The organism is Rhodococcus sp. PSi06, from assembly GCF_054960675.1.
Genome location: NZ_JBHNYO010000016.1, coordinates 131,827 through 145,567 on the forward strand (window position 1 = coordinate 131,827; position 13,741 = coordinate 145,567).

The following is a 13,741-nucleotide window of genomic DNA, read 5'->3' on the forward strand; positions in this document are numbered from 1 at the left end:
TGAGGATGAACGGGCACCGTGTCTTGGTCGCAGACCTGACCGGCGACTCCCTGCGCGCGATGTCGGGTTCGATGGTGGCCTACGAGGGCGATGTTGCTTTCAAGAGCGCCGGGATGGGCGGTGGCGGCGGATTCCGCGCCGCACTCAAACAGAAGGTGACCGGAGAGTCACTGTCGTTGATGGACGTATCGGGTAAGGGCACGGTCTACTTCGCTGCCGATGCCCAAGACATCACGCTGGTCGAGGTGCAGGGCGACAACCTTCACGTCGAATCCTCCCAATTACTCGCTCTCACAGGTCAATTGAAGACCGACGTCAAGTTCTCCGGCCTGCGTGGCGCATCGTCGGGACAGGGTTTGTTCACCACTGTCGTCAGCGGATCCGGCACCGTGGCGCTGTTGTCGAAGGGTGGGCCGATCATTGCCCTCGCCGTCGATCCCCAGTACCCCCTCGTCGTCGATCCCGACGCATTCGTCGCCCACCGCGGCCAACTGAACCAGAGCTTCGTCACCGACGTCACGTGGCGCTCCGCCATCGGCGGCGGCAGCGGCGAGGCGTTCTCCCTCCGCTTCGACGGCCAGGGCGTCGTCTACATCCAACCCGAGGAGCGCTGACGTGCCACTCGAACTCGTCAACAGCAAAGTCGTGAAATCCGTTCTGGCACCAAATCAGAACGTGCTCGCGCGTCGTGGGTCGATGCTCTATTACACCGGCGACGTCCGGTTCGTTCCGCACTCGATGGGCGGCTCGGCCGGTGCCATGCCCGGCATGAGCGGCGTCGCCGGGATGGCGGGCCGGATGATGGCGGGCGAGCACGTGGCGATGATGGCCGCCGAGGGGCAGGGCGAGGTCTTCTACGGTCACGCCGGACTGTACGTCGAGATCATCCACCTCGACGGTTCGTCGATGCTGACCGTCGAAGCCGATCGACTCCTGGTGCACGACGGGTACCTGCAGAGTTCCATCGTCGCCCTGACCTCCCAAGGTGGCGTCCGCGGAGCAGTGCGCGGCGCGATGACCGGGCAAGGTCTGTTCACGACGCAACTCACCGGTCAGGGGAGCGTCGCGGTCCTCTCACACGGCGGCGCTACACCGTTGCAGGTCGGGCCCGATCACCCACAGGTGGTGGTCGATCCGCAGGCGTACGTATGCCACATCGGCAACATCAACGTCGACATCTCCGCCAATGTCGGCTGGCGCGACGCCGTCGGCAAGGGCAGCGGCGAGGCGATCCAGTTGAAGATGACCGGTATGGGCACCGTGTGGGTCCAGGCGTCCGAGCAGAAGTTCTAGGGAGCGGCAATGAGTTTGGACATTCACACCCCGTACACCCTGCCGGTCAACGACAACGTGCCCGGCAACGACTATGCGTTCTGCGTCGAACTCGCAGGCCAGCCGTGGTTCACCTCGAAGGGCGCGATGATCGCGTACTACGGCAACATTCGCTTCGAGCCGCTCGGGCAGACCTCGATGCCTGCCATCGTCGCCGCGCGGTTCTCGTCACCGCTGTACTCCAACGACTGGGTACTGGCGCAGGGTCAGGGCAAGCTGATCCTCGGCGACCGCGGGTTCAACATCAACAGCTACGACCTCGACGACGGCAACCTGACGATCCGAGCCGCGAATCTGCTTGCGTTCGAGCCGACTCTGGACCTCAAGCAGTCCATCGTGCCGGGATTTCTGACGCTGCTCGGTACCGGAAAGTTCCTGGCCTCCTCCAACGGCACCGTCATGTTCGCGGAGCCGCCGCTGCGTATCGACCCGGAAGCGCTTGTGGGATGGGCAGATTGCCCGTCCCCGTCGCATCACTTCGATGCAGACTGGATGCAGAACTTCCTCGGCGCAGCGCGCGGCTTTCTCGGTGCCAACAGCGGCGAGGAGCGTCAGTTCGATTTCACCGGTGCCGGCACCGTCCTGATCCAGTCGAGCGAGAAGGTGCTCAACGATTCGCACCTGTTGCGCTACATCGAATCGCAGACGGTCTCACTCGGTCAGAACTCGCTGCGGGCTCTGCACAACACCATCGGGGCCCGGCTACAGCAGTAGACCGGCTTTCAATGCCTTCACTGTGTCATGGGGATTATCGGCCATCATGACGTGGCCGGCATTGTCGATGCGGGTGAAACCCACCCCTGAGGAAGCCAACCCGGCCTGCTGACTCGGCGCGCCGGTGCGCTCTCCATAGACGAACAGACGCGGAACGGTTATCGACTCCAGCATGGCCTCGACTGTCGGTTCCGATCCCACGCAGAGCCCGACGGCGGTGCGATGCAGCGCGATCGGGTCCGCGACCCGCAGAGTCGATGCCCAGTCCGGGTCGGCCTCGGCGATGAGCTCGGCATAACCGGTGTCGACGAACTCTGCTTCGGATTGTCTGGCAATCTCGACACTGGCGGTGCCGTCCCACGGCAACAGGTTGGGTTCGAGCACGATCAGTCGGCCCACCAGATCCGGCCGACGGTAGGCGAGCACCGTGGCGATCGATCCACCCAGGCTGTGGCCGACGAGGTCGACCGAGGTCAGATTCCGCGCGTCGAGCAGGTCCGCGAGGGCGGCGGCGTGGTCATCGAGCGAGTAGCCGATGTCGTACGGACGGTCGCTGAATCCGAAGCCCAGCAGATCGGGCAGTAGCCGCTCGCGGCCCTCGAATGTGGCGTCGACGGCGATGGCACCGAATGCCGGAACACCCGCCGAGCCGAGCCCATGCAGGAACACCAAAGCCGGGTCGGTGCTGCCCGGCAAGATCAGCGTGCGGACGCTCGGCGGTGGGTCGGAGAAAACGCGCATACTGAAGTATCACCTTCAGGAGGTACTGCCATGGCCAACCAAGGACCCTTCGGATTCGGATCCGACGACTTCGACAAGTTCGCGCGTGAGGCAACCGAGGGACTGCGCGAGGTGGTCGGCTCGCTGTTCGCGTCAGGCGTCGGCGCACCCAAGGCTCCGCCGGAGCCCGAAACCACCGGTCAGAAGGGCGACGGGGTTTGGGCGATCTACAGCGTCGACGACGCCGGATCGCCGCAGATAGACCAGCTCTACGCCACCGAACTCGACGCCCTCCGTGCCCACAAGGACAACACCGATCCGCGTCGACGAGTACGTTTCCTGCCCTACGGCGTGAGCGTCAGCGTCCTCGAAGACTGAATCGGGTGCAGCTGACCGCTCTCAGCGCGGCTGGCTGCACCGGATTCGTGCGATGACGGCAAGTATCTCGGCGATCACTCGGTCCATCCGTTCGGTCAGGTCGGCCCAGGTGTAGCGAAGTACCGTCCAGTCGCGCGAGATCGCATTCTGCCTGGTCCGATCACTTTGGAACGCATCGTGATCGGAATGGAAGGCCCAACCGTCGATTTCGATTGCCACCATCTCGGCGATGAACGCAATGTCCAGTTCGTAGCCATTCCATCGATGGTTGACAGCCCACCCGGTGATCTTGCGAAGGCGTAGCTCGCGCACCAGCAGTCGCTCGCCCTCCGAGCGGGCACCACCTTCGGCGGCGGTCAACAGCTGCTTCGCCTTCGGAGCCCCGGTCCGTCCAGCGTTACGGTTGTGCGCCCGCCGCAGGCCGTCCAGATTCGTGTGCCGCTGCAAGGCTCGATCCATGATGTGTGCCTTGCCGATCGACGCTTCGAGTACGGTCAGTTCGAGCGACGTGACCCGAACTCCGCGGCGAACCACGACGTCGGTGCTGTGCACGTCTCGCCTGCGAAGCCGGCACCCGGCGGCCCGACTTCGCCCCGAACGCGGAACGGTGACCTCGGTGATCGCGGGAACATCGGAGATCACGCCGTGCCAGAAGGCTGCGGCAGCTCCGCTGAGGACTGCTCGGTCGCCCGCGCCCCACACTGCGCATCGAATTCGTGCTTCGGCAGTGAACGGGCGGTCCGCAACGAAGAACACCCCACGGTGAATCGCCTTCCACTTGCCGGCGCGCACCAGTCGGTCCACCGCATCGTCACTGAGTCCGCAGGCACCGGCTCGAGCACGGGTGACGACGCCGTCGTGTTGTGCCAACCAGAGTTCGAGCATGTCGACTTGGACGCACTCGGCGTCGAAGCGGTTCCCCCATTGAATCGGGTGCAACCAACCGCGCTCAGCGCGGCTGACTGCACCGGATTCTTCACGTCGGTACCTTCGAACCTCATGACCACACAGCAGGAGCCCATCTCGATTCCGTTGGGTCGGCCCGTGTTCGTGCAGGCGCTGAGATACACGGCATTGTTCGATCAGAAGCCGTTTGCCGAGGCACTGTTGATCTACACCGACAACGGCGCGTACAAGATCATGTCTCCGGGCGAGGATCACTACGGAAGCTACGTCTCGTACACCGACGTCGCGGCCAACCCGCAACACGTGATCTTTCTGTCATGGCCTTCGGAGGATTGGGGCCGCAACGTCGCATCCCATACCCTGACTTTCAATCCCGATTCCGCGGCGTTCACCCAGGTGCTCGTGCTGCCCGGCAATCCGGTGCCTCGCTCCCAGTACGGTTACGCGCTACCGACTCCCGATCCGCAGAGCGTGGACATGACGGCATCCTGGGATCAGGTCCGCGACACCTACGCCTCGACCTTCGAGGAGCTACGCGCACTCGCGACGTAACTCAGCGGCCGAATGCCTCGACCGCATGAGCCGCCTGTTCGACGCCGCCGTGCGCTTGCACGTCAGCAGCGAGTTCTGCGGCACGTGAACCGAATTCGCGAGCTTCGGCGACAGCCTCGACCAGCATCGCTGCAGTGATCTTCTCGAAGTCCAGGTGCACGCCCACTCCGAGTTCGGCGAGCATCGCGGCGTTACCGAACTGATCGACCGCCTGGGGAACGGCGACGGTCGGGACGCCGAACCACAGCGCCTCGGTACAACCACCCATGCCGGCGTGGGTGATGAACACAGCGGCGGCGTCCAGCACAGCAAGCTGCGGAACATGTTCGTGTACTTCGATATTCGCAGGAAGCTCACCGAGCGCAGCCGGATCGACACGTCGGCCGATGGAGATCACCACATGCCAGTCCGTGTTCCCGAACGCCTCGATGCACAGTCGATAGAACTCCGGTCGCTCGTTGTATCCGGTACCGAGAGAGATGTACAGGACAGGTGCCTCTGGTGCCGTCCAGCTGCGGTCACTCAGGCGCACCGGATCGAGGCACGGTCCGACGAACTGCACCGAATCGGCCACCCGATCGGCATGCGGTTGCATCACCCGGGGGATCAGCGACAGGCAGCGCTCCGGGTAGGTGATCCAGTCCCACGGATCGGCGTCGATATCGTTCTCTCGCAACCAGTTCGCGTAGGTGTCGCGGTACGCGACACCGGTCGGCGACTCTCGAATTGCGGTCACACCATCCCCGAGATCCTCGGCGTACCCATTCCAGGCCACGTACGTCGGCGAGAGTTGCACGGCAGGCACCCCGTAACGCACCCCGAGAACCGGCGCGGTCAGACCGCCGATGTCGTACAGGAACAGGTCCGGCTGGTCGTCGTCGTAGAACGCAGTCAGCATCGGAAACGATTGCATCGCCTCGTCGAGGAACACGTGCATCGCAGACGCCGGATCATCGGGCCACGAGGCCTCTCCGTCGGGCAGCATCGACTCGAACGAGACCACCTCTACGCCTGCAGGTTCGACCACGTGCCGCAGAGAATCTCCGACGGCATAGGTGACGCGATGCCCGCGTCGCACCAGCTCCGCAACGAGCGCCAACGACGGATAGATGTGACTGGGAGCCGTCGTACCGATCATTGCGATGTGCATGCGCCTCACCGTACGGCCGACTCCCACGCCGGGCTAGCGGATTTCGTTGGCAATCAGATCGAGCAGGCCGGGAAACCGATCCTCGAGCTCCCGGCGACGCAATGTGACCTTGCGACTGTTACCGCGGTCCACCTGGAAAACCAGTCCTGCCTCACGCAGTACTCGAAAATGATGCGTGAGAGTCGATTTGGTGACACCGAGCTCGAACGACATACACGTCCGCTCGGCACCGTCGTCATCGCCGACGAGTTCGGTGACCACCTTGCGACGCAACGGATCCGCCAGTGCCGACATCACTGCACCGAGCTGCATTTCGTCGGGCTCGGGATGCCCGTTTTCGTCTGCCATGCGCTCCTCCCGTGTCTAGGTACGACTTGCGCCGTACCTTAAAACCTGCTCTAGTACGAAAAGTATCGTACCTAGACCCAGGGGGATTCATGAGGGCAGTTCTACCGGTCGTACTTGCAGCGCAGTTCGTCGTGCCGATGTCGATCTCCGGCACCGCCATCGCACTCCCGGTCATCGCCTCCGATCTGGGCGCGGATCCGACGCCGTTGCAGTGGGTCGTCAACGGTTTCAACGTCGCGTTCGCTCTCTTCACCGTCGTCTGGGGCGGCGTGTCGGACCGCATCGGCCACCGCACGTCGTTCCGCATCGGCGTACTGCTCACCGCCGCAGCGAGCCTCGCCAGCGCACTCGCGCCCTCCCTGGCCGTCCTCGACGTGGCACGGGTGGTCGCAGGTGTCGGTGCGGCTGCGGTGTTGGTCGGCTCGACGTCGATTCTGTCGCTGCACTTTCACGGAACCGAACGAGCCACGGCTTTCGCCCTGTTCGGCACCGTGAACGGGCTCGGCTTAGCACTGGGGCCGACGATCTCCGGGCTGCTCGTCGCCGTACTGGATTGGCGCGGGGTATTCGCCACTCAAGCGTCAGTCCTGTTGATCGCGGCCGTCGGCACACTGGCCCTGCCGGACCTGCGCAGCGAATCCACCTCGCACCGCCTGCTCGATTTCGGCCTCTTACGCAACCGTCGATTCCTCGCATTGTGCCTGGTACCGGTCGCCGGAGCCATCGGCTTCGTCACCCTGCTCACCTATCTACCGGCCGCCCTGAGCGCCGTCGCGTCGCTCACTCCCGGCCGAGCCGGACTGTTCATGCTGGCGATGACCATCCCGGTGCTGCTCGCCCCGTTGACCGTCGCGAGACTGAGCACGACGTTCGAGGCCGTCACACCCACTCGCGTCATTCTCACGAGCCTGGTGTGCCTCGTACTCGGCAACCTCGGCATGCTGGCATTACAACCCGGCGTCCCGCTTGCCGCCATAGTCGTCCCCATGATCGCGGTGGGGCTTGGATTCGGTCTCCCCATCGGCCTCGTCGACGGCGAAGCTCTCGCCGCGGTTCCAGCGCACAGCAGCGGCACCGCCGCCGGCGTACTCAACCTGTTCCGCATCGGCAGCGAGGCCGTCGCGGTCGCGGGCTACGCCTGGCTGTTGGCTTTCCTCATCCGCAGCGAACTCACCGATCGAACCGACGCCGACGCCGCTGCATCCGGACAACCCGGATTCGCCGACGCCTATACGCACGCGTTCTCCGAGGTGATCACCCTCACCGCCGCGGCTGTCGCCGTCACTGCAGCCGCGATCATTGCGCTTTCCCGGACGGCACGTTCCGACGTATCGTCGGCGAATGCCCTTTCTGCAACCGGTGACCCTCGCTGACGATCTCGTGACTCTCGAGCCGCTGAGCCACGACCACCTCGAAGGACTGAGCGATGCCGCCCGCGACGGTGAGTTGTGGAACCTCTGGTACACCAGCGTGCCGAAACCCGAGGACATGGCAGCCGAGATCGATCGCCGACTCGGATTGGCCGACGCCGGAACGATGCTTCCATTCACGTTGCGCCGCAACGACACCGGCCAGATCATCGGTGCGACGACCTTCTGCAACGTCGACTCGACCAACCGTCGAGTCGAAATCGGGTACACCTGGAATGCCCGCTCCGCGCACGGAACCGGGACCAACGCCGCGAGCAAATTACTGCTGCTGACGCATGCCTTCGAGGACCTGGGATGCATCGCCGTCGAATTTCGCACGCACTGGATGAACCTGCAGTCGCGCACGGCGATCGCGAGGCTCGGTGCCAAGCAGGACGGCGTTCTGCGCAATCATCAACGCATGCCCGACGGTTCGCTGCGCGACACCGTCGTGTTCTCGATCGTCGAATCCGAGTGGCCCGCCGTCCGCAACGAACTCCGCAGGCGTACCGCACGGTAGGTTGGCCCCATGCGTGTGGATGGGCGGGACATTCCCGTAACGGGAAACCTGCTTCAACCGCTGGTGCGAAGAACCAGTGACATCATTCGAGTCGTGTCGGCTGCGGTGCTCCTCGGCGTGGTCATCGCCGGTTCGCTGATCACCCGAAATCAATGGGATGCGCTCGAGCAATCGGTGTCGAACATCGTCGGTGTGCTCAGCCCCGACCAGTCCAATGCCGTCTACATCGTGTACGGCGTCGCCATTCTCGCGCTCCCCTTCGGAGTACTGATCGGCCTGATCGCCGGCCGCAAATGGAAGCTTCTCGCCGGGTATGCGGCAGCGGCACTACTGGCCGCGTTGGCGCTGTCGATCACCGGCACCGGAATCTCCACACCGAACTGGGACCTGGAAGTTCCCGAGCGACTCGACACCTTCCTCTCGCAGTTCCTCGACGACTCTCGCTGGATCGCCATGCTGGCCGCGGCACTGACGGTGTCCGGTCCCGGCCTTCCCGCGCGGTGGCGTCGGGCATGGTGGACGCTCTTGCTGGCGTTCGTGCCCATGCACCTGGTCGTCTCCACCGTCGTCCCGGCTCGCTCGATACTCGGGCTGGCCGTCGGCTGGCTCGTCGGAGCCGTCATCGTTCTGTTGGTCGGCACACCGGCTCTCGAGGTTCCGCTCGACGCGGCGGTGCGCTTGTTCCGCGATCGCGGTGTCAGCATTCAGAAGTTCACCGTCGTCCGGCCGGCCGGCACCGGCCCGTTGGTGTTGAACGTGCACACATCCGACGCCGACGTGGTGGTCGAGTTGTACGGTCAGAATCAGCGCAGTGGCGGCGCGGTGCGACAGTTCTGGCGATGGATCACTCTGCGGGGCAGTGAAACTGCGCCGCTCCACGCGTCCATGCGCCGCGCGGTCGAGCATCGAGCACTGATGGGCCTGGCCATCGAGCGGCTGGGAGCGGCAGGCAGTCATCCCCTTGCGGTCGCCGCTCTCGATCGGGGATGGACGTTGTACGCACACGACCTGCCCCTCGGTGAGCCGATCGAGGCCGAACACGACGACGACGCCCTCAGCGCGGTGTGGAAGGCCATCGATATCCTGCACGAGAATCAGATCTCGCACGGAGACCTTCGACGCGGCGAACTGAGAATCCAGGACGGCAGGGCTCTGTTCTGCGGCTACGGACATGCCGAACTGGGTGCGTCCGACGCTCAGATGCAATCCGATGTGGCGCAGTTGTTGCTCACCACTGCAGACCTTTTCGGATCTCGCCGTGCGGTGGCCACCGCCATCGATGTCCTCGGTTTCGATGTCGTGGTTGCGGCATCGGGCCGGCTCACCAAGTCCGCCATTCCACCTCGGATTCGCCAATCGGTTCGTGATGCAGGCAAGACGATGAAGGCCGTGCGGCTCGAGGTTCTCGAACAGACCGGTACCGCCAAGATCGAGGCGGAGCAGGTCACTCGCTTCAGCCGAAACCAGATAATTTCGCTCGTACTGTTGATCGGATTGGTGTACGTCGCGTACCCGTTCATCAGTGCGGTGCCCACGTTCGTCACCGAACTCGGTTCGGTGGACTGGTGGTGGGTTCTGCTCGGGCTCGCGGTGTCCGCTCTGACGTACATCGGTGCCGGAGCGGCGTTGTGGGCGTGCGCCTTCGGCAAGGTCAGCTTCTGGAATCTGACGGTCATGCAGGTTGCCAACACCTTCGCGGCGACGACGACACCCGCGGGCGTGGGCGGACTGGCACTGAGTGTTCGATTTCTGCAGAAGGGTGGATTGGGTGCCGTTCGCGCGACTGCGGCTGTGGCACTTCAACAGTCGGTCCAGGTGATCACGCATGTGAGCCTGTTGATCTTCTTCAGTGTCGTCGCCGGTACCTCCTCGGGACTGTCGAACATGGTGCCCGGAAACACGGTGCTGTATCTGATTGCGGGTGCCGCGTTCGGCGTCGTCGGAACCTTCATGTTCGTACCCAAGCTGCGCAGGTGGCTGCGCGTCGCCGTCCGGCCGCAGATCAAGGAAGTCCTCACCGAACTGGGCGAGCTCGCGCGTGACCCCAAGCGCTTCTCCATCATCATTCTCGGTTGCGCCGCAACCACGTTGGGCGCAGCCCTGGCGTTGTGGGCGAGTATCGAGGCCTTCGGCGGTGGTACGACGTTCGTGACCGTGACCGTCGTGACGATGATCGGCGGCACCCTGGCTTCGGCTGCGCCGACACCCGGCGGCGTGGGCGCGGTGGAGGCCGCCCTGATCGGTGGTCTGGCCGCCTTCGGTCTGCCTGCCTCGATCGCCGTGCCGTCGGTGTTGCTCTACCGCGTACTCACCTGCTGGTTGCCGGTGTTCCTCGGTTGGCCGACGCTGCGTTGGCTGACCCAGAAAGACATGGTCTGATCCGCTCGAGACATGGCCTGACCGGTGAGAACGTAGTCCGGTCGGGTTCGAGAAAGCGGGTATCTGCAATTCCGGGCTCTTCGTGGTCGGCCCTGGTAGCGTTCGATTCCAGCCGGGGATATGCCCATGAGAGGTACGCCCATTTCCAGAGCAGGGATTACGGTGGAGGCCGAAGGCCGCACGCGGTACAGACCTGGAATCGGCACCCCTCTCGACAGCGCAGAGGACGATTACACCTACTTCGCGAACACTGCACGCGAGCGGTGGGTACGTTACTTCATCGGCGTCGTGACGCTGCTTTTCGGTGTGTCCGGGGTCCTGATGTCTGCCACCGGCATCCACTACGACGGCTTGGGCGTGTTCGTCCTGATCGGTTCGTTGACGACGATCCCGGTGGCGATTGCGTGGTTCGTTCGACCGTGGCCGTCGCCGCGCGTGGCCAACGCCTTCGTTGTGTACGCCGATCTCGGCGTCGTGGCCACTCTGTTCAGCAGTACCAACCGCCTAGTTCCGCTGACCGGTTGCATGATGTTCACCATCGTGGCGGTCTTCACCGTCATCGCCAGCTCGTATCGAGTGATGTGGGCTCACCTCGCCGTCTCGTGCGCGACGGTCCTCACCCTCGCCGTCCTCGCGGTGGATCAGGGAACCAATCCGTGGCTGGTGGCCGCGACCGCCGTCACCGTCGTCACGCTGTACCTCACCCCGCTGATGATGCGGGCCTACATTCGCTATCTGCGCTCTCGGGCCTCGGGCGCAGTCACCGACTCGTTGACGGGCCTGTTCAACCGACGTGGGTTGCTCGAAGCGATCGAGGACGTCGGCATCGCGTACGCCGGCGATGCAGGCGATCGAACCATCGGCGTCACTGTTCTCGACATCGACCGATTCAAGGAGATCAACGACCGGTTCGGGCACCCGACCGGTGACGCCGTGCTGATCGAGATCGCAGCGCGACTCACGGCTGCGGTCCCGCGGACATCGGTGGTCTCGCGTCTGAGCGGTGACGAATTCGTGGTGGTACACGTCGGTTCTCCCGGCGACATCGAGGCGACCGTCGACAAGATCAGGGCCGGTCTCGACGAGACGTTCTCCGGGCCACCGTTCACCACCAGCCTCGGATCTGCTGTCGAATCTCTCGGCAGCGAACCCGTCGCCCCGGCAGTGGTGCGCAAGCTGATCGCACTGGCCGATATCGAGATGTACCGCAACAAGGCTCGGCTGTCCGAGGACGACGGCAGCGCACGCGGCAGCAGTACGGGAACACGAGCTGACATTCGGGCCCGCATCGAAGGCCTGATCGCCGACGACGGGCCGGACGTGGTGTTCCAACCCATCTGCGACACCCTCACCACCGCCGTCGTCGGCTACGAAGCGCTCTCGCGCTTCCCGTTCGGCCACGGCTCGCCGACGATGTGGTTCCGCGACGCCACCAATGCCGGAATCGGGCCGCTCCTCGAAGTCGCCGCCATCGACCGTGCCCTCGTCGCCGCCCAGTCTCTACCGCGCGGAATCTTCATCTCCCTCAACGCATCTGCCGACACCATCCGGTCCACCGACCTGGCTGCGAAGCTACGGCCGTTCCAGAAAGACCGTGCGTTTCACATCGAGATCACCGAACACGAGCGGGTCGACGACTACCGCGCCGTCGCTCGAACCATCGATTCCCTACGCACAGCGGGCATCTCGATCTCCGTCGACGATGTCGGTGCAGGTTTCGCCGGGCTTCGCCAGGTGGTCGAACTCCGGCCCGACACTCTCAAGGTCGATTACGCGTTGGTACACGGAATCGACACCGACACGGTCCGCCGGGCCGCTGCCGCATCGGTGATCGGATTCGCCCACGAGATCGGCTCCACCGTCATCATGGAAGGCGTCGAGACGGAGGCGGAACTGCAGGTCGCCGTCGAACTCCGAGCCGATATGGTGCAGGGCTTCCTCACCGGTCGCCCACGTCCGTTGGCGAACATCATCGAGTGACGTTGCGCTGACCGCAGTGCCTCAGATCGACGAGTCGACCGTGAATTTCGTCAGCACAGGCGCGGCGGCCAGCAGCGGCGGCATCTCGGTGATCTTGCCCGGCCCGGCGCGGAATTCGCGGTACTTCGCATCGGCCTCGGCCGACTCCCAGGTCTCGTAGGCGACGATGTGCGCCTCGTTTTCCTCGTCCACCCACACCTGAACGTCGAGGCAACCGTCGAACGCGCGGGTATCGGCGAGCACCGTGCTCAGCAATGCACGGGCGTCGGACAGTGATTCGGGCTTGAACGTGAAATCCAGTGTTGCGATGAGAGCCATGGGCTTTACACTAGTCACCTCAGCCGAAGTGCCAAGTAGAACTCGATTCTGTCCTCCAGTCGCGACAGGTCACGGCCGGTGAGTTCCTCGATGCGCTGGATCCGGTACCGCACGGAATTGACGTGCATGTGCAATTGCTCGGCGCATCGCGTCCACGCACCGTTGGTGTCGAGGTACACCGACAGTGTCGAGATGAGATCGCTGTTGTGCTGATCGTCGTACTCGGTCAGGGGATCGAGGAGTCGCGAGGTGAACATTCGCCGAACGTCGTCGGGAACATTGGCCAGAAGTATTGTCAGCGTTGCCAGTTCATCGTGCCCGACGACGCTGCAGTCCGCACCCCGTCCCTCGGCGAGCCGACGGGCGTAGCGCGCCTCCTCGATTGCACTTCTGATGTCGGCGGCCGCGGTGGGAGCACTGACCCCGATGGTGGTGCCACTGCCGACCAGTCCCGGGATCACCGACTGGACGGCGCGCCGGATGGCGTCCGTCTTGTCGGTGCGCGCTTCCACCAAGGCGATGGCCTCGTTCTCGACGACTCCCAGCGTGATCTCGACCGGGTCCAGTACCTCGCGCAACAGTGGCCGCAGCTCACCGAGCCGCAACGTCTCACCGGAGGTGGCGGCAACGACGGCCGCATAGCGTGTTTCGGTATCCAATCCGATGACGTGCATCTGCGCGAGGATGTCGGCAGGCGTCGCGCCGCCTACTATGGACCGCACGAATTCCTGAGCCAGGATTCCCGATCCGGTTACGCGTTCGTCGACGCGACCGCGTTCGACCGCGACGATCGACGCCAGCTGGCCGGCGAGCGAGATTCTCGTCGCATCCCATGTCTGCCAATCACTTTCGAATGCGATGAACCAGTCCACGACGCGTGGAGTGGCCTCCCCGTCGACCGGAAAGATCGATACGCGCTGCGTTCGGCAATACTGCGGTAGGCGTACCGATGTCATGAATTCCCCGGCGACGGCGGCAGTGTCGGGGGGGGGGGGGGGGGGGGGGGGGGGCCCCCCCCCCCCCCCGCCCCCCCCC

Annotated in this window: 15 protein-coding genes; 9 read left to right on the top strand and 6 right to left on the bottom strand. The window is 64.3% G+C overall.

Features of this window, described 5'->3' with window-relative positions:
• Nucleotides 1-5: 5 nt before the first annotated feature.
• From ACFI9K_RS20550 to ACFI9K_RS20560, 3 genes are read left to right on the top strand one after another with little or no spacing between them, the layout of a single operon-like run.
• Nucleotides 6-614: an AIM24 family protein gene (locus ACFI9K_RS20550; protein ID WP_057476907.1), complete on the top strand. Its 609-nt coding sequence runs from the start codon at nucleotides 6-8 to the stop codon at nucleotides 612-614.
• 1 nt (nucleotide 615) lies between these two features.
• Nucleotides 616-1,293, top strand: a complete 678-nt coding sequence (locus tag ACFI9K_RS20555) for an AIM24 family protein (protein ID WP_462665221.1) — start codon at nucleotides 616-618, stop codon at nucleotides 1,291-1,293.
• 9 nt (nucleotides 1,294-1,302) lie between these two features.
• A complete protein-coding gene (locus ACFI9K_RS20560; RefSeq protein ID WP_057476803.1) occupies nucleotides 1,303-2,046 on the top strand; it encodes an AIM24 family protein in 744 nt (247 codons plus the stop codon).
• Here ACFI9K_RS20560 and ACFI9K_RS20565 read toward each other — a convergent pair.
• A complete protein-coding gene (locus ACFI9K_RS20565; protein WP_462665222.1) occupies nucleotides 2,035-2,787 on the bottom strand; it encodes an alpha/beta fold hydrolase in 753 nt (250 codons plus the stop codon). The two genes, ACFI9K_RS20560 and ACFI9K_RS20565, sit on opposite strands and share 12 nt — an antisense overlap.
• 30 nt (nucleotides 2,788-2,817) lie before the next feature.
• Between ACFI9K_RS20565 and ACFI9K_RS20570 the strand changes: the two genes are divergently transcribed.
• Complete coding sequence (locus tag ACFI9K_RS20570) at nucleotides 2,818-3,144, top strand: hypothetical protein (RefSeq protein ID WP_462665223.1); 327 nt, start codon at nucleotides 2,818-2,820, stop codon at nucleotides 3,142-3,144.
• A 21-nt stretch (nucleotides 3,145-3,165) separates the two neighbouring features.
• On the opposite strand, the gene ACFI9K_RS20575 is transcribed toward ACFI9K_RS20570, so the two are convergent.
• Nucleotides 3,166-4,029 (bottom strand): type IV toxin-antitoxin system AbiEi family antitoxin domain-containing protein, encoded by an 864-nt coding sequence (locus ACFI9K_RS20575; RefSeq protein ID WP_462665224.1) that lies wholly within the window; start codon nucleotides 4,027-4,029, stop codon nucleotides 3,166-3,168.
• Nucleotides 4,030-4,143: 114 nt separating this feature from the next.
• Between ACFI9K_RS20575 and ACFI9K_RS20580 the strand changes: the two genes are divergently transcribed.
• Nucleotides 4,144-4,602: a hypothetical protein gene (locus ACFI9K_RS20580; RefSeq protein ID WP_462665225.1), complete on the top strand. Its 459-nt coding sequence runs from the start codon at nucleotides 4,144-4,146 to the stop codon at nucleotides 4,600-4,602.
• A 1-nt stretch (nucleotide 4,603) separates the two neighbouring features.
• On the opposite strand, the gene ACFI9K_RS20585 is transcribed toward ACFI9K_RS20580, so the two are convergent.
• On the bottom strand, nucleotides 4,604-5,752 hold the full coding sequence (locus tag ACFI9K_RS20585) for a macrolide family glycosyltransferase (protein WP_462665226.1): 1,149 nt from the start codon (nucleotides 5,750-5,752) through the stop codon (nucleotides 4,604-4,606).
• 33 nt (nucleotides 5,753-5,785) lie between these two features.
• On the bottom strand, nucleotides 5,786-6,100 hold the full coding sequence (locus ACFI9K_RS20590) for an ArsR/SmtB family transcription factor (protein WP_462665227.1): 315 nt from the start codon (nucleotides 6,098-6,100) through the stop codon (nucleotides 5,786-5,788).
• An 89-nt stretch (nucleotides 6,101-6,189) separates the two neighbouring features.
• Here ACFI9K_RS20590 and ACFI9K_RS20595 point away from each other — a divergent pair, with 89 nt between their 5' ends.
• The 4 genes from ACFI9K_RS20595 (at nucleotide 6,190) to ACFI9K_RS20610 (ending at nucleotide 12,388) form a co-directional block, all read left to right on the top strand.
• Nucleotides 6,190-7,473, top strand: coding sequence for an MFS transporter (locus ACFI9K_RS20595; RefSeq protein ID WP_462665228.1), 1,284 nt, complete (start codon nucleotides 6,190-6,192; stop codon nucleotides 7,471-7,473).
• The gene (locus ACFI9K_RS20600) at nucleotides 7,442-8,029 is read left to right on the top strand and encodes a GNAT family N-acetyltransferase (RefSeq protein WP_462665229.1); all 588 of its coding nucleotides are present in this window, start codon (nucleotides 7,442-7,444) and stop codon (nucleotides 8,027-8,029) included. Before ACFI9K_RS20595 ends, ACFI9K_RS20600 begins: the two co-directional genes overlap by 32 nt.
• Nucleotides 8,030-8,038: 9 nt before the next feature.
• Entirely contained in the window at nucleotides 8,039-10,408 is a 2,370-nt protein-coding gene (locus ACFI9K_RS20605) for a lysylphosphatidylglycerol synthase transmembrane domain-containing protein (protein WP_462665230.1), read from the top strand.
• Nucleotides 10,409-10,534: 126 nt separating this feature from the next.
• A complete protein-coding gene (locus ACFI9K_RS20610) occupies nucleotides 10,535-12,388 on the top strand; it encodes an EAL domain-containing protein (protein ID WP_462665231.1) in 1,854 nt (617 codons plus the stop codon).
• Between the two features lie 21 nt (nucleotides 12,389-12,409).
• Here ACFI9K_RS20610 and ACFI9K_RS20615 read toward each other — a convergent pair whose 3' ends face one another.
• Both ACFI9K_RS20615 and ACFI9K_RS20620 read right to left on the bottom strand, forming a co-directional pair.
• The gene (locus ACFI9K_RS20615) at nucleotides 12,410-12,706 is read right to left on the bottom strand and encodes an antibiotic biosynthesis monooxygenase (RefSeq protein WP_222091579.1); all 297 of its coding nucleotides are present in this window, start codon (nucleotides 12,704-12,706) and stop codon (nucleotides 12,410-12,412) included.
• A 14-nt stretch (nucleotides 12,707-12,720) separates the two neighbouring features.
• On the bottom strand, nucleotides 12,721-13,662 hold the full coding sequence (locus ACFI9K_RS20620; RefSeq protein WP_462665232.1) for a PucR family transcriptional regulator: 942 nt from the start codon (nucleotides 13,660-13,662) through the stop codon (nucleotides 12,721-12,723).
• Nucleotides 13,663-13,741: the final 79 nt, after the last annotated feature.